The following is a 22,368-nucleotide window of genomic DNA, read 5'->3' as shown; positions in this document are numbered from 1 at the left end:
ACTCATCGGGTGCTCATAGCGTTTCAACCCGCCTTGTGGTTCGTTGACTGATCTCTGACTGATCCGGCGCAACCCCGCGTGGGGCAGACCGGTGCGTGCTACTCGTGCTGGACTCCGAGGTGTCGTGCGACCGCGCTCACGTCGACCGCAGCCTGCAGGTGCAGGGCACGTCCGAACGCCTTGCGGCGCACTGCCAGCTCGAAACAGTCGGGTGTCGGGTGCAACCATGCACCGCGTCCCGGCATCCGGTGCCGAGGGTCGGGGCGGAGCCTGACCGGGGGGTTGCCCCCGGCGTCTCCGTCCGTCGCCGCGACCACTCGCAGCAGGGCCGACCAGCTATCCATTCCTCGACATCCCACACAGGTGCGGGACGGCTCAGCACGGAGTCCAGTCCGGTCGGCCACAGACAAGTCTACCGCGTCCAGGCGGCCACCCGCTCCACCGGGGCCGCCTGCCGCCCGCTCAGGCGTCGTCAGGGCCGGACTCGGCGCCGGCACGAGGGCCCGATGCGGTCGCAGCCTCGGTGTCGGGCCGGATGTCGATGCGCCAACCGGTGAGCTTGGCGGCGAGGCGAGCGTTCTGGCCCTCCTTGCCGATGGCCAGGCTCAGCTGGTAGTCGGGCACGACGACCCGGGCCGTGCGGGCCGCCGCGTCGACGATCTCGACCGACTGCACCCGCGCCGGGGACAGGGCTGCCGCGACGAAGGTGGCCGGGTCGTCGGCGTAGTCGACGATGTCGATCTTCTCGCCGCGCAGCTCGGTCATGACCGCGCGCACGCGAGCGCCCATCGGGCCGATGCAGGCGCCCTTGGCGTTGACGCCGGCCACCTTGCTGTGGACCGCGATCTTGGTCCGGTGACCGGCCTCGCGGGCCAGGGCCGCGATCTCGACGGTGCCGTCGGCGATCTCGGGCACCTCGAACTTGAACAGGGTGCGCACGAGGTTGGGGTGGGTGCGGCTGAGGCCGACCTGCGGGCCCTTGGGCCCGCGCTTGACGCTGACGACGAAGCACCGCAGGCGCTCCCCGTGCACGTAGCGCTCGCCCGGCACCTGCTCGGCGAGGGGCAGGATGCCCTCGACCGTGCCGAAGTCGACGAGGACGTTCCGCGGGTCCTGGCTCTGCTGGATGATGCCGGAGATGACATCGCCCTCACGGCCCTTGAAGTCACCGAGGATCGCCTCGTCCTCGAGGTCGCGCAGCCGCTGCACGATGACCTGGCGGGCCGTCGATGCCGCGATGCGGCCGAACCCGACGGGCGTGTCGTCGAACTCGGGTCCGGGCTCGCCGCGCTGGGGGCGCTCGCCCTCCTCGGTCACGGGGAGCAGGTCGCCCTCCTCGCGCGCCCACACGATGACGTGACCGGTCTTGCGGTCGAGCTCGACGCGGGCGATGCGCTGGCTCCCGTCGGTGCGGTGGTAGGCCACGAGCAGGGCCTGCTCGATGGCCGGGATGAGCACGTCGAGGCTGATGTCGCGTTCTCGTTCGAGAGCGCGCAGGGCTGCGAGGTCGATGTCCATCAGTGGTCCCCTTCCAGGGCGGACGGGTCGTCCGAGTCGTCGGTGTCGGCGTCAATGTCGGCGGCGGAGTCGACGTCAGTGTCGGCGTGGGTCTGGGCGTCGGCGCCGTCTCCGGCGGTCCCGGCCCGCGTGAACTCGACCTGGACCGTCGCGCGCTGGACGTCGTCGAGGTCGAGGGTCAGGGTCTGCGCCGGGGTCTTCTTCGTGGCGGCCACCTCGAGGACGAGGGCGTCGGAGCCGACGCCGGTCAGGCGTCCGGTGTCGGTGCCGCCCTGGTGGACGACCTCGACGAGGCGGCCCACCTGCCGGCGGAGCTGGTCACGGGAGGCCAGTGGCCGGCCCACTCCCGGGGACGACACCTCCAGGACGTAGGGGGCCTGTCCCATGACGTCGCTCGCGTCGAGCTCGTCGCTCACGGCACGCGTGGCATCGGCCACGGCGTCGAGCGAGAGCGGCGGCACGGCACTCGAGGTGTCGGCGACGTCGAGCCTGCTGATGTCGGAGTCGACGAGCACGCGGACGAGCCGTCGCTTGCCGGCGGGCGACACGGAGACGTCCTCGACGACGAGCCCGAGGGGCGCGAGCACCGGCTCGAGCGTCGCTCTGATCTCCTGGGCCGTGCTCATCAGTCGACGCCTCCTGCTCTTCTCGAATGTCCGGCGCCGACACCCCCGAGGGGTGGGTCGAGCGCCGCGTGCCCTCCACTCTATCGGCGCCGGGGCGTCGTCGCCGACCGCTGCCCGCGTGCGAAGATCTCGGCATGGACGGCGACACCCGGGGGCTCGGGTCACGGGTGATGGACGGCATGGGTCGTCCGCCGCGCCGTCTCTTCGCGCTCGGGGCGGGCGCCGCCGTGCTCGCAGTGCTCGTCGACCGGGGACTTCGCCTCGACGTCCCGCCACCTCCCGTGCCGGCGCCCACCCGACGGCCCGCCCCCGACGAGGCCCTGCTGCTCTCGGCCGTGGCGGACCTCACCCAGGTCGTCGACGCCGAGACGTCCGTCCTCGCGGGCAAGGAGGGTGACGCGCTGGTCCGAGGGCTGCGCACCGTCAACCGGGACCAGCTGCGCGTGCTTCGTGGTCGGCTGACGAACGCCGGCGTCCCGGTCGCGGTCATCGACGCCGCGGTCGCTCAGGGCCCCGACACGCCCTCGGCCCCCTCCACGACGGGCACACCCACTACCGCGGGCTCCACCACCACGGACACGCCAGAGGCGCCGATCCGGACGCGGAAGGCGCTCGCGGCACGGCTCGACTCGCTCGGACCCGACGACTGGGCCGCCCTCGGCGCGGCCACCGCCGGCACGCGCGAGCTGCTGGCCGCGGCCTGGTCGCAGCGTCTCGCAGCGGCCGTGCTGCTGGGTCGAGATGTCGCGGTGTCGTCGCCGAGTCCCGCGCGGCCGGCGATCGTCGGGCGCACCCAGCCTCTGGTGTATGCCTTCGAGGTGGTGGCCGCGCAGAGCACCGGCGCCCAGCGTCAGGCTGCCCAGGACACGCTCGAGGCGCTGGTGCGCCTCGAGCTCTCCGTCTCCGGCACGAGCTCGACGACGCCCGCTGGATGGGCCCTGCCCTATCCGGTGACCACCCCGGACGCAGCGCGCCGGCTCGCGACCCAGACGCTCGCGTCAGCGGTGGACGCGGCGACCGAGCTCGCGGGGACCAGCCCCGGCGCGGCCACCCTCGAGGACGTCGCTCGCTGGAGCGCCAACGTCCAGGCCCTCGCCGTCGACTGGCGCGTGCCCCTGACCGCCTTCCCGGGAGCCTCGTCATGAGCTACGACCCGATGTATGACCTCATCCCGGCGCACTTCGCCCATGCCGTCAGTGCCTACGAGCCCGACGGCCACGTCTCGGGTGACGACTGGATCGACGCGCTGCCCGGCCTCATCCGCGACCTGCTCGCCGAGTGGGAGCTCGAGCCCATCGGCCGAAGCTCGAGCGGCGTCTGCGCCGTCGCCATCCCGGTCCGCCTGCTCGGGGCCGGGCGCGACGTCGTCGGCGTGAGCGGCGAGGGCATCCTCAAGATCACCTGGCCGCACCCGGAGGCTGCCACCGAGCACCTGGCGCTGCAGACGTGGAACGGCCACGGCGCGGTCCGCCTCGTGCGGGCCGACCCCTCCCGCTTCGCCCTCCTGCTCGAACGCCTGCACACCCGCGACCTCAGCCGTGTGGACATCGACGAGGCGTGCGGGGTCATCGGCGACCTGCTCTCGGTGCTGCGCCGACCGCCGCACCCGCGCCTGCCCAGCCTCACGGCATACGCCCTCCGACAGGCCGACGAGCTGCGGGCGGCTCCGGCGGTGCTGCCACGGCGCTACCTCGACCAGGCGGCCGCGCTCGCCCGAGAGCTGACGGACCGGCCGGCGTCCGAGGACCGGCTGCTGCACACCGACCTGCACTACACGAACGTGCTCGCCGCCTACCGCTCCCCCTGGCTCGCCATCGACCCCAAGCCGATGGCGGGTGACCCCGCCTTCGAGGTGGCACCCGCACTCTGGAACCGGGCCGACGAGCTGGGGACCGGCTCGGAGGTGCGGTGGTCGCTGCGCCGACGCCTCGAGATCATCTGCGAGCGCGCCGGCCTCGACGAGGGGCGCGCCCGCGCCTGGACGATCGTGCGCGAGGCGGACAACGCCCTCGATGCCGCCGAGGGACTTGCCAACGGGCCCGCCGAGGACGCGTGGGCGCACGACCGGATCAGCCTCGCGGTGACGGTCATCAAGGCCATGAACGACTGACCGGTCGGGCCGTCGCCGCCCATCCTGACGCGCCGGATCAAATCGTTTCGACTCGTGGGCGGTGACGCCGTAACCTTGTCGCGCTCCCCCACCTCGTTGTCGAAAGGCACTCGCATGCCTCGCCCTGCCATGCCCACCTCCCGCGACCGTCGCTCGGCCCCGCCGACGCCGGCGCGTGAGATCGCGCGCATCGCCGTGCCGGTGAGCATGGAGTTCGTCCTGATGCTGGTCCTGAACTTCGTCAACCAGATCGTCGTCGGCGGTCTGGGCGCGACGGCGATCGCCGCCGTCGGTTTCTCCAACAGCCTGACCTTCATCCTGGCCGTCACCCTGGGGTGCCTCGGCACGTCGGTGAGCATCCTCGTCGCCCGGGCACACGGAGCCGGCCGGCGCGACGACCTCGACCACACCGTCACGGCAGCGCTCCTCGTCGCGCTCGGACTCGGGATCGTCGTCTCCCTCGTGCCGTGGTTCTTCGCCGACCACCTCATGTCGCTCGTCGGTGCCTCCCCCTCGGTCGCGGCCGCCGGGACCGACTACTTCCGCCTCACCGTGCTCGCGACGCTGCCCGTCATGCTCAGCGCGATCCTCTCCGGCGTGCTCCGCTCGGCTGGTCGTCCGACGAGCCCGATGATCGCGACGATGGTCACGGTCGTGGCGAACTCGGTGATCGCGTACTCCCTCGTCGTCGGCGTGGGTCCGCTCCCGTCGCTCGGTGTCGCCGGTGCCGGCTGGGCCACTCTCGTGACGGCGGTCGTCAAGGCGCTCATCCTGCTGTGGATGACCTACGGCCGACGCGGTGTCGTCGGCTGGAGCCTGCCCGACGGCGTGCGCCAGTGGCGTGCGGTCATCGTGCCGCTCTTCGTGCTGGCACTCCCCCTCGGCGTCACCGAGCTCTTCTGGACCGTCGGGACGTTCCTCTACAACGTCGTCTTCCAGAAGCTGGGCGACGAGGCGCTGGCCGCAGCCCAGATCGTCACGACGCTCGAAGGTGTCTTCATCGTCGGCAGCATCGGCCTGATGAGCGCGACGACGACTCTCGTCGGCCGCTCGGTCGGACGCGGCGACGTCGACGACGCGATGGCCTGGGTGCGGCGACTCACCCGTGCCGGGATCGGGACGGCGGCGGCGTTCGGCGTCCTCTTCGCGGCCTCGGTCCTGCTCCTCGACGCCCTGTTCGGCGAGGCCGGCGACGAGGTGCGCACGATGGCCGGCGTGGGCATCCTCATCAACGCCGCCTTCCAGGTCGTCAAGGTGCGCAACATGATCGTCGGCGCCGGAGTCCTGCCCAGCGCCAACGACGTCCGCGGCGTCATCATGGGCGACGTCGTGGGCGCCTTCGCCATCGGGCTGCCGCTCGCGGTGCTCCTCGGGCTGCACACCCCCCTCGGCTACGTCGGCATCTTCGTGGCGCGCATCGTCGAGGAGCTGGCCAAGCTCGCGATCTTCTCGTGGAGGGCTCGGCGCGTGCGCTGGGACGTGCTCGTCGCCACAGCCGCGTCGGCGGCGTCACGGCCCGCTCAGCAGGTTCAGCCGGTTCAGCCGGTGACCACGAGCGCCTGACGCATCCCGTTCGCATAGTGGTTCTGCAGGTTGCAGACCAGCTCGTAGTGCCCCGGCGACAAGGTCACCGTGACCCAGCCGACGGCACCCGAGACGATGCCGTCGCCCGCGCCGGCAGCGCACGAGCGCGAGGCCTCACCGAGGCTGCCCGTCTCGTCCACCTTCCCGTCCGACCCGACGACGCGCTGACCGGCCCCCGCGCCGGCAGCCAGCGGGAGGACGACGAGCTCGTGGGTGCGCCACCCGGTGTTGTCGACGACGAGGCTGACCTGGCCGCTGTGCACGGTCGCCGGCTCGGCAGTCAGGAGCATCCGGGCCCCCATCGGAGCGACGCCACCCATCATCCGTGACATCCCCATGTCGACCAGCGTCACGGTCACCCGCTCTCCGGGCAGGTCGGCCGGGGCGTTGCACGACAACGGCGCCGCCATGTGGGCAGCCGGGGTCGAGGCCGCGCGGAGACCGCTCCTGCCGCCGCTCATGCCGCCACCGGGACCCAGGGTGACGTTGGTCGTGGAACAGCCGGCGAGGACGGCGCCCGCAGCCGCTGCCGCGAGCCAGGACCGTGGGGAGACGCGTCGTGCCATATCTCGACCGTAACCCCAGGGGGTATCAGTGGCGGTGTGGTGTGACGCACCAGTCCCCAGTCCCGCGGCCGGTGCGCGAGAGTGGAGCCATGCCCAACCGCCTGCATGCCGCCACGAGCCCCTACCTGTTGCAGCACCGGGACAACCCGGTGCACTGGCAGGAGTGGGGCGAGGAGGCGTTCGCCGAGGCGCGCGAGCGCAACGTGCCCGTCCTGCTGTCGGTCGGGTATGCCGCGTGCCACTGGTGCCACGTCATGGCGCACGAGTCGTTCGAGGACGAGGCCGTCGCCGCGGTGCTCAACGAGCGTTTCGTCTCCGTCAAGGTCGACCGCGAGGAGCGACCCGACATCGATGCCGTCTACATGTCCGCCGTCACCGCGACGACTGGGCACGGCGGGTGGCCCATGACGGTCTTCCTCACCCCCGAGGGCGAGCCCTTCTTCTGCGGCACGTACTTCCCGCGTGACCATTTCCTGCGCGTGCTCGACGCGCTCGACGAGGCGTGGCGCACCCGCGAGGACGAGGTGCGGGCCTCGGGCTCCCACATCGCTTCCAGCCTCGCCAGCGCCCTCCGGTCGCCGACGCCGTATGCCGTCGAGCCCGGCGCGCTGTCCGCTGCCGTGGACATCCTGGCTGGTCAGTTCGACCGCGTCGCAGGCGGTTTCGGGGGCGCGCCGAAGTTTCCGCCGTCGATGGTGCTCGAGTTCCTGCTGCGCCACCACGCCCGGACCGGCGAGGCGTCCTCCCTCGAGATGGCGACGCGGACGCTGGAGGCGATGGCCCGCAGCGGCCTGTACGACCAGCTCGCCGGTGGGTTCGCGCGCTACGCCGTCGACGCCCGGTGGGTGGTGCCGCACTTCGAGAAGATGCTCTACGACAACGCCCTGCTGCTCCGGGTGTGCACGACGTGGTGGAAGGTGACCCGGGATCCACTCGCCGAAAGGATCGTGCGGGAGACCGCAACCTTCCTCCTGCGGGACCTCGTCACCCCGGAGGGCGGGTTCGCCTCCTCGCTCGACGCCGACGCGGACGGCGTAGAAGGCCTGACCTACGCATGGACTCCGCAGCAGCTGGGCGACGTCCTCGGCGACGACGCAGAGAAGGCAGCGGAGCTCCTCGTCGTCACCCCGGAGGGGACCTTCGAGCACGGCGCGTCGACGCTCCAGCTGCCGGTCGACCCGGAGGACCTCGACTGGTTCGAGGGGGTGCGCTCACGCCTCCTGGCCGCCCGGGCCGACCGCCCCCAACCGGGACGCGACGACAAGGTCGTCACGTCGTGGAACGGCCTCGTCATCGCTGCGCTCTCCGATGCGGGCGCGACGTTCGAGCGTCGGGACTGGGTCGAGGCGGCGGCCCGGTGCGCCGCCCACGTCCTCGACGTCCACGTGGTCGGCGGCGAGCTGAGGCGGGCCTCACGACTCGGCGACGCAGGCACGGCCCGTGCCGTCGCCGACGACCACGGCAACCTCGCCGAAGGGCTGCTGCTGCTCCACCAGGTCACCGGTGAGCTCCGCTGGCTGGAGGCGGCCCGCAGCCTGCTGCGTTCGGCCCAGGACTTCGCTGCCGACGACGGAGGCTTCCACGACACGGCCGGCGACGCCGAGCCGCTCTACCTGCGCCCGCGCAGTGCCGCCGACAATGCGGAGCCGGCTGGGCAATCGGCTCTTGCAGGAGCCCTCGTGGCGCTCGGCGCGGTGACCGGAGACCCGGACGCCCTCGAGTCCGGTGCCCGGGCAACCGCCGCCGGGCTCGGGCTGGCCGTCCGCGAGCCGCGTTTCGGCGGCTGGTCGCTCGCCGTCGCCGAGGCTCTGGTCGCCGGGCCGCACCAGGTCGCGGTCGTAGGGTCGGGGCCGGCGGCCGACGCGCTGGAACGGGCGGCGCGGCGCTCCCCGAGCCCCGGGCTCGTCGTCGTCCGGGGCGAGCCCGATGCGTCGGGGCTGGCGCTGCTCGCCGGACGCCCGCTCGTGGACGGCGCCCCGGCGGCATACGTCTGCCGACACATGGTGTGCGAGCTTCCGACGACGAGCCCGGAGACGCTCGTCGAGCATCTGGGGGGTCGCTAGTCGCGGTGCGTCGAGAGCCTCGACCGAGGCGCGAACCGCCCATCAAACGGATCTGTCCGGCCAAACCCTCGCATTCTGCAAGAATCACCGCATGATGGGCTCCGCACGCACCGCAGTCGTCGTCGAGGACGACGACGACATCCGTGAGCTCATCACGCACAGCCTGACCATGCAGGGCTTCGCAGTGGCGGCCGCATCCTCGGGCCAGGCAGGCATCGAGCTCGTCGTCGCCAACGATCCCGACCTCGTCACGCTCGACCTCGGACTGCCGGACCTCGACGGCATCGAGGTGTGCCGCCGGGTGCGCGACGTCAGCCAGGCCTACGTCGTCATGATCAGTGCACGGACCGACGAGATCGACCGCCTGATGGGGCTCGAGATCGGCGCCGACGACTACCTCACCAAGCCGTTCAGCCCTCGCGAGCTGCAGGCTCGCGTCAACGCGATGTTCCGACGACCCCGGACCGGTGGCTCGAACGGCGTCACCGAGACCCCGGGCCCCGGCGCCAAGGCGTCGCCGCCCACCGCGGACCCGTCAGCGGCAGAGGGGGCGCGCGTCGAGGTCGCTCACTCCCTCGTGCGACACGGCCGCATCGCGGTCGACCCGGAGGGTCGCGTCGTCACGGTCGACGAGCAGGAGGTCGACCTGACCCGCACGGAGTTCGACCTGCTCACCACCTTGCTCAGCGCGCCGCGTCGGGTGTGGTCCCGCGCCGTGCTCCTCGACAGCCTGTGGGGGCCGGGCTGGTCCGAGGAGCACCTCGTCGAGGTGCACGTCGGCAACCTCCGCCGCAAGCTCAGCCGACTCGGTCCCGACGGCCTGCGTGCCCCGATCCGCACCGTGCGGGGCGTGGGCTACCGCATGGAGGAGCCCGAGGCGTTCTGACCGAGGGCTCGTGCGCGTCGACGACTGACCGGACGGCCCGTCAGACCACGTGGTGGAAGGGTGCGGGCTCGAAGGGTGCAGGCTCGGGGTGAGTCAGCTCGGGGTGAGTCAGCTCGAGGTGAGTCAGCTCGAGGTGGGCACGGAGCGCATGGCGCGCGACGGCTGCGAGACCGACCAACGAGGCACCCCTCTCCCTGGCGAGCTCGGGCTCCCCACGACGCACGGCGTCGATGACGCAGCGTACGGCCGACTCGAGGCGCACCAGCCCCACGGTGGCGGACGAGACCCGCAGGCTGAGCAGCACGTCCATGGCTGCGACCTCGTCGCGGCGTTCGAGGGCGGAGGCTGCGCGCGTGAGCCGCGCGTCGAGCATCCGCAGGTAGGTCTGTGCGATGGACCGGGCCAGCTCGTCGCTCTCGAGCTCGCAGGCCAGGAGCGTCAACGCGCGAGGGTCGAGCTCGTCGGCCGCGGGTCCGGGAGACACCGGGCCCACCGACGCCTCAGCGGCCACGGCCGGCGCCGATGATGCCGTTGGCCAGGCCGCTCACGCCGGCGCACTGGCCGACGGGTGACGGTTGGATCGGGGCGGCCCAGCCTCCCACCAGGCTGCCCGCCCCGATCCGGTCCCCTCCCCCCACGGGAGTCCTCGAGTGGGCCCGCCGTCCGGGGAGGGCGCCACGTCCGAGCTCCGTCACTGCAGGGTCAGTGCTGGTGCTGGCGGTCATGGCGCTCCCCTCCCGGATCGGCGGGCACTCGCCCGAAGGTCTCTGTCAGCCGGCGGTCCCCCGACCGTTCCTGCTGATGAGGACGACTCTGCCGGGGCAACTGCAAGCGCCGAAGCCCGAGCCGCGCATGGTTTGCGCAAGAAACTCGCAAGCAGGTCCTGGTTCGGGATGCCTTGCGGCTTTTGCTCCTTGCGCCTCCCCTGCGCGCCGTCGTCGTCCGTCAGAGCGCCGTCGAGAGGTAGTCGGTCGCGCTCGCCGCGAACGCCTCGCTCGTGCGCTCGGAGCCGACGAAGAGCGCCGTCGCCCAGATGTCGGCCCAGAGCAGGGTGGGACCCGTCACGGTCACCGAACCCGGGCGCCCCACGAGCTCACGGGCCTCGGGGTCGTAGAGGTGCGCTCCTCGCGCCGACGTCCCGGAGGTCGCCACCGCACCTCGCGCCAGCGTCAGGGTGTTGGCGATCCGCTGCCGGTCGAGCGGGTCCTCGACGCCGACGCGCCACAGGATCGCGCCCGGGCCGGCGGTCGGCATGTCCGGGTGCGCTCCGATGAGGATGTCACCACCGGCGTTGATGCAGAACGAGATTCGCTCGAGCGCCAGCAGTGGCACGGAGGCGCGGTCGACGGCCCACCCCTTCACGAGGCCGGTCGGGTCGAAAGCCAGGTCACCGTCGCCGGTGGGCAGGAGCGTCGTGAACGCTCCGCGGGTGAGGACCTCGGCCTCCTGCCCGATGTGCAGCGCCTCCTCGACCAGGGGGCTGCACTGCGACACCTCGATCTCCTCGCGGCGCAGCCGCATCAGGTCGGAGTCGTCCCGGTAGGTCGAGAAGATCGAGTCCATCTCGCGCAGGATCCGGTAGGCCTCGGCCACGGCCGCCTGCGCCTCGGGCCGGTCGACGTCCTCGCCGCGCAGGTGGATGGAGATCGGCATGCCCATGATCTGCTCGACCCAGGCGCGCCGTGCCGGAGCCGGCGCCGTCTCGGGCCTGACCGGCAGGTCGGGCCCGACCGGCAGAACGGGCTTCCCCGCCTGAACGGGCTGGACGGGCTGGCCTGGGATCGCGGGTCGGCTCATGGTGGGCTCCTCGGTCGCCTGTCTCAAGAGTGCCTCACAGGTTGGCCTGGTCGATGGCGGACTGCAGGGACTGGGTGTAGCCGTCCCACGTGTACGTCGCGCCGGAGACGACGTCGATCTGGGCCGACTGCGCACTGACGGCCTCCTGGTTGTAGACCGGGACGGCAGCGGAGTTGATCATCTGGTCGTGGCGGTCGTTCCACGGGACCTGCAGCACCTCTGCCGCGGTGATCTTGCCGTTCTTGACGGTGATCTGGACCTGGACGTTGCCGTAGCGGGTCATGACCGCGTCACCGGCATACGTCTTCGCGGCCGCCGACGTGCTCGTCGAGCCGGAGGATCCGGAGGATCCGGAGGACGTCGTGCTGCCGGTCGTGCTGTCGGTCGGCTGCTGGCCCGAGGAGTCGGTCGCGGAGGCGGACGAGGACCCCGACGTGGACCCGGTGCTCTCGGAGCTCTTGCTCGTCGTCGTCACGGTGCGGGTCTCGGCGGCCACGAGGGCGGACGAGCTGCGGGAGGTGCTGTAGCTGAAGAGGAGCACGAGCACGGTCAGGGTGCTCATGGCCCAGAGGACGATGCGTCGCATGGTGGGGCTCGTTTCGTTCGGCGTGGATGCGGTGCGTTCGCTCGCGGTTCGCGTGGGTCAGTAGCTGAAGCGTTCGTGGTGGACCGCCTCGTCGGGCACGCCGGCCTCGTGGGCGGCGGCGATGACGGCGTCCATCCAGGCGGGGTTGCCGCACACGTAGACGTCGCGTTCGGCGATGTCGGGCACGATCCGGGTCAGGGCCTCGGCGTCGGTGAGGTGCCGCGACTCGACGGGCAGCCAGCTGGCGCGCTCCCGGTTGCGGTGGCCGACGACGGCGACGACCCGGCCCCCCTTGGCGCGGGCGAGGTCGAGCAGCTCGTCGGCGAGGACGATGTCCGACTGGCTGCCGACCCGGTAGATGACGACGACACCGTCGGGTGAGGAGGGCAGCTCCTCGAGGATGGCCCGGAGCGGCGTGATGCCGATGCCGGCACCGATGAGCACGGCCTTGTCGCTGGTGCGGACGCCGGCGTGGAGGCGTCCGTAAGGGCCCTCGACGAGCACCTTGGTGCCGGGACGCAACGTCGCGAGGCGGGCGCTGGAGGCTCCGACGGCCTCGGCCGTGATCCGGAGCGACCGGCCGTCGGGGGCGGCGGAGAGGGAGTACGGGTTGCCCCTGGTCCAGCCCGCGCCGTCGAGGAAGCGCCACTGGAAGAACTGGCCGGCACGGACGGGCAGGCGGTCGAGCCGGCGCCCCGTCATGACGACCGACGTGACGGTGGGCGACTCGGCGACGACCTCGGAGACGACGAGACGGTGGCGCTGGGAGCGGATGAGCGGCAGCCCCACCCGGTAGACGAGGACGGCGACGAGCGCGAAGGCATACAGCCCCCACCAGAAGACGGTCGCCACGACGCTCGCCTTGAAGTCCTGGCCCGTCCAGAGCTGGTGCGGCAGGGCCAGGCCGGCGCCGAGGTAGGCGTAGAGGTGAAGCAGGTGCCAGGACTCGTACCTCAGCTTCGCGCGGGCCTTCATCACCGACGTGACGACGACCATGACGAGCGCGATGGTGCCGGCGAGGGCGAGGAGCATGCCCGGCGAGTGCAGGACCTGGTCGACGAAGGTGGCGACGACGCCCAGGTCGGTGCCCGCGCTGTAGCCGATGGTGGTGAGGACGATGTGCACGACCATGAGGTTGAACGAGGTGAAGCCGACGAGCCGGTGCACCCGGGCGAGCTCGTCCTGGCCCCAGGCCTGCTCGACGAACGGGATGCGGGCCATGAGCAGCACCTGCAGGAGCATGAGCACCGAGGCCACGAGGCCGGTGAGGCGACCGATGTTGATGAGGCTCTCACCGAGCGTCCCGAACGCGGTCAGCCCGCCGCCCGCCACCCAGAGGGCGACGACGAAGAGTGTGACGCCCCAGGCGAACACGGCGGAGGCATCCCGCCACCAGAGTGGTGTGGGTCCGCGCCGCGACGCGGCCGGCACCGAGAGGTCGGGGCTCTCGGGGAGGGCGAGTGAGGTCATGTCACTGACATTCGTGCTCGACCCTGTGCGTGTGCTGTGTCACACGGATGTCACGGGTGTGAAGCGTCGGCCCTCCCCGCCGCGTCCTCCCGGTGCCACCGGGAGAGGTCCGTCGGGTCTGGCTCGACGCCGAGCCGCTGACGCAGCAGGGTCGTGTCGAACACCCGGCTGACCGCGAGGTGGGAGACTGCGTATGCCGTCAGCAGCGGAGGCGTCGACGCGCGGGCGAGGCGGGCGGGTCCCTCAAGAGCGAGTGCCGCGGCCCAGGCGGCGAGCGACCCGGTGAACAGCGGCCTGACGTCCCATCCGTTCGCATCGACCACACCGGCCGCGACGGCCGACAATCGGAGGGGCTGGGCGTCCGCGACATTGAGGATCGTTGTGCCGCAAGGGATCTCGCAGGCCGCCACCGCTGCCTTCGCGACGAGCCGGACGTCCGTGAGGTGGATGAGGGTGTCGGCACCCCCGGGGCAGACAAGTCGCCCGCGACGGCGGGCCCGCTCGAGCCTCGGCAGGAGGGTCGGGTCCCCGAGGCCGTGCACCGCGTGGGGACGCAGGACGACGCTGCTGCGGCGGCCGAGCACGAGTCGCTCCTGGGCAGCCTTCGCGCGGGAGTAGGCGGACAGGTGGTGGCTGGTCACCGGGACGTCCTCGCTGAGGAGCTGCCGGGGAGGTCTCGGAGCCCGGAGGGGGTAGACGCTGCACGACGAGATGAGCACGACCCGGGCTGCCGGCCACGTCGAGAGCACGGCCCGCGTCCCCGCGACGGTGACGGCCCGGTGCACCGCCCACCCGTCCCACTCGTCGACGTGGGCAGCTGCGTGGACGACGACGTCGACCGTCGGAGGGTCTGTCAGCGGTCCGCTCGTGACGTCCCACCTGCGGTGCTCCAGTCCCGGACGCGGCGCGACCGGTCGGCGGCTGAAGGAGACGACGTCATGGCCTCGTGCGAGCAGCAGGTCGAGGACCGCTCCTCCGACGAAGCCGCTGGCGCCCGTGACGGCGACCCTCACCCGGAGGCTCCTGTGCGCCGCCCGGAGAGGACCAGACGCAGGGCCTCCGGGTCGACGGCGGCCGAGCGTCCTCGGCGCGGCACCGCCTCGACCACGACGACCTCGTCGGGGCGCCAGGCTTCGTCCGCGAGGCTCGGCCACGTCCGGTGGACGAGGCGCGAGAGCGCGGCATCGTCCGTCACCGACCGAGGACCGGCTGCGGGGACCACCGCCAGGACGACTCGCTCGTCTCCCGTCACCGAGTCCGGCACCCCGATGAGGGCGCAGTCCGCGATGGCGTCGCCGAGCTGCTCGAGGAGAAGGGGCTCGACGAGCTCCGGGTAGATGTTGGCCTGGCCCCGGATGACCATGTTCTTGGCACGCCCTGCGAGCAGGAGCATGCCGTCGCTGCGCAGCTCCCCCAGGTCACCGGTGCGGACCTCGACGCTGGGAGCCTCGCCCGCCAGCCGGTGGCGCGCCTGCGGCGCACGGACGACGATCTCGCCGACGCCGGTGGCGTCCGGGGCGTCGATGCGGACCGAGACCCCCGGGAGGGCCGGGCCCAGGCAGGTGCGTCCCGGCGGCGACGCGAGCACCTGGTCGCCTGTGGCGACGGCGACAGGCAGTGCCTCCGTCAAGCCGTAGACCGCTCGCACGGCCACGTCGGGTGCGAGCGAGCGGAGTCGGCCGACGGTGGCAGGCAGGACCGGCGCGCCTCCCATGGCGAGGTGCCGGAGGGTCGACGGCAGGCCACGCGAGGCCGCGGCGAGCACCTTGGTCGGGACGGCATACGCGTGGGTGGCACTCTCGCGGGCGGCCTGGCGCAGCCACGTCCCGGTCGTCGCCGTGACGGGCGGCAGCGACCACACGCCTCCGGCGGCGAGCGTCGGCAGGCCGATCATGAGCTGGTCGGTGTGCATGACGACCCGGTCGTCGAGTTCGAGCGCCGCGACGGCCGCCCCGACGCCCGCCGTGAGCGAGCTCAGGGTGTGGACGACGGCCCGTGGCGACGCGGTCGAGCCGGAGGTGAACACGACGAGCGCGTCGCGTGTGGGAGTGCCCGGCACCGGCGACGCCACGGAGCGCGGCAGGTGCTCCCAGCGCGTGGCCCCCCGCGGCACGCCCGGTAGTCGGGGGCCCGTGACGACGTGGACGAGGCCGGGCCCGCCGAGGTCGGGCAGCTGGAGCCCGGACGTCGCCGGCAGACGCGAGAGCAGGGAGGAGAACGGCCGGCGGGTGGCCGCGTGCACGAGGGTGTCGGCGATCGCGGCTCGCACCGGCACGGTCCGGCGGCGCACGTGGAGGAGGGCCTCGCCGGCCCCGGGGTCGGCCACCACGACGACACCCCCGGCGAGGACGACTCCGAGCGCGGCCGCCACGGCCCGGGGGGACGGGCGGACGGCGAGCAGCACCCCGTCCCCGGGAACGAGACCCCGCGAGGACAGGTGGGCGGCGACGCCCGTGATGCCGGCGCCCAGCGCGCCGAACGTCACCGAGCGACCGCGGTGGTCACGGATGGCGACGCGACGGGGCTCGTCGGCAGCCCTCGTGAGGATCGTCGTGACGAGGTCGGGGGTGGGAGTCACGCCGCCGCGCCCGCTGCGCCCGCCGAGCCCGCCACCTGCGCTGCCGGTCGTGGGTGCTCGACCCGGACGGTCAGCTCCGCGTAGCGCGGCACGAGCACGCGGCGTGCCGCGCTACGCGAGGTCACGACGAGCCCCCGCTCGCTGGCGACCTCGAGCAGCATCGCGGTCATCATCCGCAGCTCGGCAAGGGCGAGCGGAGCCCCGAGGCAGAAGTGCGAGCCGGCCCCGAAACACAGGTGGCGCAGGTCGCCCGTCGCAGGGCGTCCGGGCTCGAAGCCGCCGTCACGCCTGGTCGCCCACCAGAGCAGCACGACGACCCGGTCGTCCGCGCCCAGCCGGACCCCGCCGAGCTGGGTGGGGCGGACGCACCGTCTCAGCGTCGCCAGACTCGGCGTCGTCATGCGCAGACCCTCGGCGACGACGTCGTCGACGTCGCACGAGGCCGCGCCTGCGGTCCCGAGGAGACCGGCGTCCGCGAGCTGTCCGGCTATCCGGGGGAAGGCGCTGCTGACGGTGCCGGTGCCGGTGAGGAAGAGCGCAGCTGCCAGGGACCGGGCATCGTCGAGCGAGGCACCCTGGAGCGCCAGTCGACCCATCACGGTGTCGGAAGCCCTTGCGGCGTGGGCGGACTCGGCGGCGTCCTGCACGACGGCCAGAGCCGCTCGGGCCCGGGCCACGGCCGCGTCGTCGAAGGTGCGGGTGCGCCAGCCGACCATCGACTCGATGGCGTCGCTCGCCTCGAGGAGGACCGACGGTGGGGTGTCCGGGTCGAGTCCGACGACGACTCCGATGGCGGCAGCCGCCACCTCACGCGCCAGCCGCACGACGTCGAGGTCCTTGCCCTCCTTGAGCCTCGACGCTGCAGCGGACACGAGCGGCCCTGTCGCGGCGTCACAGACCTCGCGCACGGCACGGGGTGAGAACAGGTCGGATAGGGAGCGCCGCAGGACGCGGTGGTCGGGTCCCTCCATGTTGAGCAGCACCCGCTCCCCGAGCACCGGGGTCCAGAGCGCCCCTGACGAGCCGGGCCCGTTCTTGGCGAAGGTGTCCGCGTCGGTGAGCACGAGACGCGCCACCTCGGGGTCCGCCACCAGCACGCCGACGCCGGGCAGGCGTACGACACCGCGACGCGACACGGCGGCGTCGACGACACGGGCGACCACGGGGTGCGCCGAGCGGACGAGTCGGGCCTCCCAGCGACTCCCGGGGTCGTGGCGGGTGAGCGCTTTCACGCGACGCCCCGGACGTCGACGACGTCGGGACGGTGGCCGTGGTCGAGGTACCACCGCAGGGTGTTGCGCAGGCCGTAGGCGCGCAGCCGGCGCACCGAGGCGTGCACGACGAGGTCACGGTGGTACTCGACGCGCGAGCTGACCCGCCGGACCCGGTTGACGAGCTCGCGGTCCTCGTGGACCTCCTCGATCGCGGTCCGCGGGAAGCCTCCGCTCGCCTCGTAGGCGCGAGCGCTGACGCCGATGTTGCAGCCCGGGCTCATCCGGTAGGGACCCTGGAGCTCGGGCGCCCGGTTGCTCGGACGGAAGCGCCCGAACGTCTGGCAGAGACCGATGACGCCGGGCAGCACGAGGCGCTCCCAGGGGCGCAGCCGCACCTCGTCGGTGCGCGCCCGCATCGGCCCGGTCACGAGGTCGGCGCCGGCGCTGAAGGCGCGGCGACCCACCGCGGTCCACTCGGGGGTGGGGAGCGTGTCGGCGTCGGTGCGCAGCACGTGCGTCGCCCCGTGCGCGATGGCGTGACGCACGCCGGTGTCGGCCGCCGCCCCGGTGCCCTTGCGCGTCTCGGTGACGATCGTGACGCCGAGGTCGTATGCCGTGCAGGCCCTTTCGGTCTCGCGCGCCGTGCCGTCGGTGCTGGCGTTGTCGACGACGACGAGGTCGAAGTCGCGGTCGCGCTGTGCGGCGAGGGCGGCGATCGTTCGGGCGATGCCGGCCTGCTCGTCGAAGGCGGGGACGACGACCCAGAGGCGCACGCCGCACATCCCGAGGGACGCGGGACCAGTCACCAGCGCACCGCCATCGTGCCGACGCTGATCCCGCCCGCGAGCCCCACGAGCAGCACCGGCTGCCCCGGTGCGGCGAGGCCGAGCCGCTCGACCTGCTGCCACTGGAGCGGCAGCGTGGCCGACGCGCAGTTGCCGTGGTCGGGCAGCGTCTCGACGACGAGGTCGCGGCGCAGGCCGAGCCGCGCGGCGAAGACGTCGAGGTAGGGCATCGCGACCTGGTGGACGGCGACCGCCACGAAGTCCTCGACGCCGAGGCCGTCGGACTTGAGGGCGCGGTGGATCTCCTCGACGTCGACGCTGTCGAAGGCCTGGCGCAGGCGCGCCCCGTCCATGACGAAGTAGCCCTTGTCGGCGTCACGGGGGTGACGGGTGCCGCCGGCTGGCAGCTGCCCGACCGACCAGTGCCGCGACTCCGCGGCGAACCAGCGGTGCAGGATCTCGCCGCGAGCGCCGGGTGCCGCCCGCTCGACGAGCCCGGCGGCCCCCGCATCGCTCATCGTGTAGCCCGGCACCGACTCGACGAACTGCGCCGCGTCGCGGACACACCACCGGGCCGCACGGGACGGCATCTCCCCCGTCACGACGAGGACGCGGTCGTACTGCCCCATGGCGATGAGCGCCTCGGCGACCTGCACGCCGTTCAGCCAGGAGTTGCAGGCGTTCTTGACGTCCATGACCGGACACCGGGCACCGAGCAGGTCGGCGACGATGTGCGACGTGGCGGGCTCGACGAGGTCCTGCGACGCCGAGGCGAACACGAGCAGATCGACGTCGGCGATCTCGAGGTCGAGCAGGGCGAGGGACGTGCGAGCGGCGGCCGCGGCGAGGTCGGAGGCCTGGGTGTCGCGGCCGGCGTGGTGAATCCGCCGGACGCCAGTGAGGCGTCCCAGCACCCCGGAGGGAGGCGTGAACCCGTCGCTCGATCCGACGATGCGGGCCTCGACCTCCTCGACGCTCATGGCGTGCTCGGCGACGTGGGCGCTGACGCCGGCGATGCGAGTGGACATGCGCGCGTGACCCTCCCTGGCTCGGCGACGAGGCCCCTCCGGAGCCGTGCGGGCAGTTTACGGTGAGCCCAAGGAGCCTGTGCTGAGCCGACGTACTCACCGGGCCCGTGCCGAGCTGCGGGCCGTGCTGGGAGCCCTCGGCCACGCCGGGCGGATGCCCTCAGGGCCACCAGCCGAGGAGGCTGCCACCGATCTTGACGATGAAGGCGCTGACGACGACGACGAAGACCGCCCGGACGAAGCCGCTGCCCTTCGCGACGGCCGTCCGGGCCCCGACATAGCCGCCGAGCAGGTTGGCGCCCGCGATGACGAGGCCCACCTTGACGATGACGAGACCCATCGGCGCGAAGATGGTCAGCGCGCCGAGGTTCGTCGCGAAGTTGGCGATCTTGGCCTTGGCGCTGGCCTCGAGGAAGTTGTAGCCCAGCAACCCGACGAGCGCGAAGACGAGAAAGCTGCCGGTGCCGGGTCCGAGCGCACCGTCGTAGGCCCCGATGACGAAGCCGGTCAGCATGGCGAGGACGGCGTGGCGGGCTCCGTGGAACCGCCGGATCGACTCGGAGCCGAGGTCGGGCTTGAAGAGCGTGTAGGCGCCGACGAGCACGAGCAGCACGAGGATGATCGGGTTGAAGGCTGACTTCGGGATGTGCAACCCGATGAGCGCGCCGCCGAGGGACCCGACGTAGGCGACGGCCGCCATGGGCAGAGCCGTGCGCAGGTCGGGCCGGACCCGACGGTAGAAGGTGACCGAGCTCGTCGCGGTGCCGAAGATCGAGCCGAACTTGTTCGTCGCGAGCAGCTGCGCGGGCGATGCCCCGGGCAGACCGATGAGCAGGGCGGGCAGCTGGACGAGGCCGCCGCCGCCGACGACGGCGTCGATCCAGCCGGCGACGAACGCGGCGGCTGCGAGGAAGGCGAGGGTCGTGAGCGTCGGGTCGCTCACGCGTCCACACCGTCGGCGCGGGCGTCCGGCGAGTCCGGCGAGTCGTTCCAGGACTCGACGATGGCGAGCACGTCGGTGATCTCGTGGGCGACGGCGTCGGGCGTCGCGTCGTGGGACACCTGCTGGTCGAGTGGGATCGTCGAGTGCGGCACCCAGATCGCCCGCATCCCGACCTGCTGCGGCCCGTGCACGTCCTCGTAGGACCGGTCCCCGACGTAGGCGCAGTCCGCGGGCTCGAGACCCACCTCGCGCGCGGCGTGGGCGAAGATCTCCGGCTGCGGCTTCACCCAGGGCGTCTCGCTGGAGTAGACGTCCACGTCGATGAGGTGGAGCACCCCGTCGCGTTCGAAGATCGACCGGTGGTAGTCACGGTCCCAGATGGTGTTGGACAGGACACCCACGCGAATACCCCTGTCGCGCAGGCCCTCCCACACCACTCGGATCTCCGGCGCCGTGATCGTGTGGGGCTCCCACAGCTCGCGGTATGCCGTCAGCGCCTCCTGCGCGCCCGGGTGTCGGTCCGTGACGCCGACCGACTCGAGCAGCTCGTGCAGGCGCGCGCTCCCGCCACCGCCTCGGCCGCGCTTCCACGCCGCGTCCTCGGCTGCGCAGATGGCCGCGACGAACGCGGCGTGCGCCTCGCCCGAGTGACCCAGGGCCGCGGCATACGCCCCCCACGTCGCGTGGAAGTCCACCTCGTGCCAGGGCGTGATGGTGCCGCCCCAGTCGAAGAGGACCGCCCGGACGGGCCGGTCGGGCCGGACGGGCCGGTCGGCCGCGGTCACGACCGCTCGACCTCGGCGGTGACCTCGGCGGTCAGGGCCGCGACGGCGTCGTCGACGGCGACCTCACGGCGCTCACCGGTGCGGCGGTCCTTGATCTCGACCTTGCCGTCGGCGAGGCCCCGACCGATGACGAGGATCGTCGGGACGCCGATGAGCTCGGAGTCCTTGAACTTCACGCCGGGGCTGACGCCCTTGCGGTCGTCGACGAGGACGGTGAGGCCCTGCACCTCGAGCTCGCGGGCGATCTCCTCGGCCTTGACGAAGAGCGCCTCGTCCTTGCCTGCGGCGACGATGTGCACGTCGGCCGGGGCCAGCTCACGCGGCCAGATGATGCCCGACTCGTCGTGGTTTCCCTCGACGACGCAGGCCACGGCGCGCGAGACCCCGACGCCGTAGGAGCCCATGACGACGGTGACGAGCTTGCCGTTCTGGTCGAGCACCTTGAGGTCGAGGGCCTCGGCGTACTTCGTGCCGAGCTGGAAGACGTGGCCCATCTCGATGCCGCGGGCGGCGGAGAGGGTGTGGTCGCAGTTGGGGCAGGGGTCGCCGGGGCGCACCTCGGCGGCCTCGATGGTGCCGTCGGCGGTGAAGTCCCGGCCCGCGACGAGGTCGATGACGTGCTGGCCGGCGACGTTCGCGCCTGTGACCCAGCGGGTGCCATCCGCCACGCGCGGGTCGAGCAGGTAACGGATGCCGGAGCTGCCGTCGAGCCCCAGGGCGCCGGGCCCGATGTAGCCCTTGACCAGCGCAGCGTTGGCGGCGAAGTCCGACTCGGTGAAGGGCTCGACCTCGGCAGGCTCGACCTGGGCGCCCAGACGCTTCTCGTCGACCTCGCGGTCACCGGGCACGCCGATGGCGAGCGGCTCGCGCGTGCCGTCGGGGTTGACCAGGATCACGACGACGTTCTTGAGCGTGTCGCCGGCAGCCCAGGGACGGTCCGTGCGGGGGAAGCGCTCGTTGAGGTGTGCGACGAGCGTGTCGATGGTCGGGGTGTCGGGGGTGTCCTCGGCGTGCGCAGCCGGCAGGCCCTCCCAGCCGACGGGGTCGGGGGCCGGCACCCGCACCGCTTCGACGTTGGCGGCATACCCGCAGCTCGTGCAGTGGACGTAGGTGTCCTCCCCGACCTCGGCCGTGGCGAGGAACTCCTCGCTCTTGCTGCCGCCCATGGCCCCGGCCATCGCCTCGACGATGACGTAGTGGAAGCCGAGGCGGTCGAAGATGCGGACATAGGCCTCGCGGTGCAGCTGGTAGCTCTTGTCCAGGCCCGCGGCGTCGACGTCGAAGGAGTAGCTGTCCTTCATGACGAACTCGCGGCCACGGAGCACCCCGGCGCGCGGACGCGCCTCGTCGCGGTACTTCGTCTGGATCTGGTAGATCGACAGCGGCAGGTCCTTGTAGGAGCTGTAGAGGTCCTTGACCGTGAGGGTGAACATCTCCTCGTGGGTCGGGCCGAGCAGGTGGTCGGCTCCCTTGCGGTCCTGCAGCCGGAAGATGTTGTCGCCGTACTCGGTCCAGCGGCCGCTCGCCTCGAAGGGCTCCTTGGGGAGCAGCGCAGGGAAGAGCAGCTCCTGCGCGCCGATGGCGTCCATCTCGTCGCGGACGATCCGCTCGACGTTGCGCAGCACGCGCAGGCCGAGGGGCAGCCACGTGTAGACACCGGGGCTGACCCGGCGGACGTAGCCCGCCCGGACGAGCAGGCGGTGGCTCGGGACCTCTGCGTCCGCCGGGTCCTCGCGAAGGGTTCGCAGGAACAGGGACGACATGTGCAGGGCCACCGGGTCTCCTCAGGAGGTGCTGGGTACAGGGCACGGCCGGATCGGCGCGAGGGA

General features: G+C 72.5%; 22 protein-coding genes. 5 read left to right on the top strand and 17 right to left on the bottom strand.

The window, feature by feature from the left end:
- Positions 1–98: 98 nt before the first annotated feature.
- The 3 genes from ABD831_RS08365 to ABD831_RS08355 all read right to left on the bottom strand — a co-directional run bounded on the left by ABD831_RS08365 (position 99) and on the right by ABD831_RS08355 (position 2,144).
- A complete protein-coding gene (locus tag ABD831_RS08365) occupies positions 99–344 on the bottom strand; it encodes a YlxR family protein (RefSeq protein ID WP_425582796.1) in 246 nt (81 codons plus the stop codon).
- A gap of 118 nt (positions 345–462) precedes the next feature.
- Positions 463–1,518: a transcription termination factor NusA gene (gene nusA, locus ABD831_RS08360; protein WP_344944304.1), complete on the bottom strand. Its 1,056-nt coding sequence runs from the start codon at positions 1,516–1,518 to the stop codon at positions 463–465.
- Positions 1,518–2,144 (bottom strand): ribosome maturation factor RimP, encoded by a 627-nt coding sequence (locus ABD831_RS08355; RefSeq protein ID WP_344944301.1) that lies wholly within the window; start codon positions 2,142–2,144, stop codon positions 1,518–1,520. Before ABD831_RS08355 ends, nusA begins: the two co-directional genes overlap by 1 nt.
- Before the next feature lie 134 nt (positions 2,145–2,278).
- On the opposite strand from ABD831_RS08355, the gene ABD831_RS08350 reads away from it, so the two are divergent.
- The 3 genes from ABD831_RS08350 to ABD831_RS08340 all read left to right on the top strand — a co-directional run bounded on the left by ABD831_RS08350 (position 2,279) and on the right by ABD831_RS08340 (position 5,817).
- Positions 2,279–3,289: a hypothetical protein gene (locus tag ABD831_RS08350; RefSeq protein WP_344944298.1), complete on the top strand. Its 1,011-nt coding sequence runs from the start codon at positions 2,279–2,281 to the stop codon at positions 3,287–3,289.
- The gene (locus tag ABD831_RS08345; protein ID WP_344944295.1) at positions 3,286–4,254 is read left to right on the top strand and encodes an aminoglycoside phosphotransferase family protein; all 969 of its coding nucleotides are present in this window, start codon (positions 3,286–3,288) and stop codon (positions 4,252–4,254) included. Before ABD831_RS08350 ends, ABD831_RS08345 begins: the two co-directional genes overlap by 4 nt.
- A 114-nt stretch (positions 4,255–4,368) precedes the next feature.
- Positions 4,369–5,817 carry an MATE family efflux transporter gene (locus ABD831_RS08340; RefSeq protein ID WP_344944292.1) on the top strand — a complete coding sequence of 483 codons (1,449 nt, stop codon included), beginning with the start codon at positions 4,369–4,371 and terminating at the stop codon, positions 5,815–5,817.
- Here the strand turns inward: ABD831_RS08340 and ABD831_RS08335 are convergent.
- Complete coding sequence (locus ABD831_RS08335; RefSeq protein WP_344944289.1) at positions 5,793–6,404, bottom strand: sulfocyanin-like copper-binding protein; 612 nt, start codon at positions 6,402–6,404, stop codon at positions 5,793–5,795. The two genes, ABD831_RS08340 and ABD831_RS08335, sit on opposite strands and share 25 nt — an antisense overlap.
- A gap of 89 nt (positions 6,405–6,493) precedes the next feature.
- On the opposite strand from ABD831_RS08335, the gene ABD831_RS08330 reads away from it, so the two are divergent.
- Together ABD831_RS08330 and ABD831_RS08325 are read left to right on the top strand one after the other, a co-directional pair.
- Positions 6,494–8,467, top strand: a complete 1,974-nt coding sequence (locus ABD831_RS08330; protein ID WP_344944284.1) for a thioredoxin domain-containing protein — start codon at positions 6,494–6,496, stop codon at positions 8,465–8,467.
- 91 nt (positions 8,468–8,558) lie between these two features.
- A complete protein-coding gene (locus ABD831_RS08325) occupies positions 8,559–9,353 on the top strand; it encodes a response regulator transcription factor (protein ID WP_344944281.1) in 795 nt (264 codons plus the stop codon).
- Positions 9,354–9,393: 40 nt separating this feature from the next.
- Here the strand turns inward: ABD831_RS08325 and ABD831_RS08320 are convergent, their stop codons facing one another.
- From ABD831_RS08320 to ABD831_RS08260, 13 genes are all read right to left on the bottom strand, one after another.
- Entirely contained in the window at positions 9,394–9,837 is a 444-nt protein-coding gene (locus ABD831_RS08320; protein ID WP_344944275.1) for a hypothetical protein, read from the bottom strand.
- A gap of 16 nt (positions 9,838–9,853) precedes the next feature.
- Positions 9,854–10,078: a hypothetical protein gene (locus ABD831_RS08315; protein ID WP_344944272.1), complete on the bottom strand. Its 225-nt coding sequence runs from the start codon at positions 10,076–10,078 to the stop codon at positions 9,854–9,856.
- A gap of 220 nt (positions 10,079–10,298) precedes the next feature.
- On the bottom strand, positions 10,299–11,150 hold the full coding sequence (locus tag ABD831_RS08310) for an FAD:protein FMN transferase (protein WP_344944269.1): 852 nt from the start codon (positions 11,148–11,150) through the stop codon (positions 10,299–10,301).
- A 34-nt stretch (positions 11,151–11,184) separates the two neighbouring features.
- On the bottom strand, positions 11,185–11,736 hold the full coding sequence (locus tag ABD831_RS08305; RefSeq protein WP_344944266.1) for an FMN-binding protein: 552 nt from the start codon (positions 11,734–11,736) through the stop codon (positions 11,185–11,187).
- A gap of 57 nt (positions 11,737–11,793) precedes the next feature.
- The gene (locus ABD831_RS08300) at positions 11,794–13,206 is read right to left on the bottom strand and encodes a ferredoxin reductase family protein (protein ID WP_344944262.1); all 1,413 of its coding nucleotides are present in this window, start codon (positions 13,204–13,206) and stop codon (positions 11,794–11,796) included.
- Positions 13,207–13,256: 50 nt separating this feature from the next.
- Positions 13,257–14,219: an NAD-dependent epimerase/dehydratase family protein gene (locus ABD831_RS08295; RefSeq protein WP_344944259.1), complete on the bottom strand. Its 963-nt coding sequence runs from the start codon at positions 14,217–14,219 to the stop codon at positions 13,257–13,259.
- Positions 14,216–15,784, bottom strand: a complete 1,569-nt coding sequence (locus ABD831_RS08290; RefSeq protein WP_344944256.1) for a class I adenylate-forming enzyme family protein — start codon at positions 15,782–15,784, stop codon at positions 14,216–14,218. The genes ABD831_RS08295 and ABD831_RS08290 overlap by 4 nt, the downstream gene beginning before the upstream one ends.
- Positions 15,781–17,016, bottom strand: a complete 1,236-nt coding sequence (locus ABD831_RS08285) for a cytochrome P450 (RefSeq protein WP_344944250.1) — start codon at positions 17,014–17,016, stop codon at positions 15,781–15,783. Before ABD831_RS08285 ends, ABD831_RS08290 begins: the two co-directional genes overlap by 4 nt.
- Positions 17,013–17,804, bottom strand: a complete 792-nt coding sequence (locus ABD831_RS08280; protein ID WP_344944246.1) for a glycosyltransferase family 2 protein — start codon at positions 17,802–17,804, stop codon at positions 17,013–17,015. Before ABD831_RS08280 ends, ABD831_RS08285 begins: the two co-directional genes overlap by 4 nt.
- Positions 17,801–18,811 carry a 3-oxoacyl-ACP synthase III family protein gene (locus tag ABD831_RS08275; RefSeq protein WP_344944243.1) on the bottom strand — a complete coding sequence of 337 codons (1,011 nt, stop codon included), beginning with the start codon at positions 18,809–18,811 and terminating at the stop codon, positions 17,801–17,803. The genes ABD831_RS08280 and ABD831_RS08275 overlap by 4 nt, the downstream gene beginning before the upstream one ends.
- 160 nt (positions 18,812–18,971) lie before the next feature.
- Positions 18,972–19,754, bottom strand: coding sequence for a TSUP family transporter (locus ABD831_RS08270; RefSeq protein ID WP_344944240.1), 783 nt, complete (start codon positions 19,752–19,754; stop codon positions 18,972–18,974).
- The gene (locus ABD831_RS08265; RefSeq protein ID WP_344944237.1) at positions 19,751–20,539 is read right to left on the bottom strand and encodes an HAD family hydrolase; all 789 of its coding nucleotides are present in this window, start codon (positions 20,537–20,539) and stop codon (positions 19,751–19,753) included. The genes ABD831_RS08270 and ABD831_RS08265 overlap by 4 nt, the downstream gene beginning before the upstream one ends.
- On the bottom strand, positions 20,536–22,314 hold the full coding sequence (locus ABD831_RS08260) for a proline--tRNA ligase (RefSeq protein WP_344944234.1): 1,779 nt from the start codon (positions 22,312–22,314) through the stop codon (positions 20,536–20,538). The genes ABD831_RS08265 and ABD831_RS08260 overlap by 4 nt, the downstream gene beginning before the upstream one ends.
- Between the last annotated feature and the right edge of the window lie 54 nt (positions 22,315–22,368).

Source organism: Terrabacter ginsenosidimutans (genome assembly GCF_039539425.1).
GTDB lineage: Bacteria > Actinomycetota > Actinomycetes > Actinomycetales > Dermatophilaceae > Terrabacter > Terrabacter ginsenosidimutans.
Note: the sequence above shows the minus strand (reverse complement) of the source record. Positions and strands in the feature narration are given on the sequence as shown.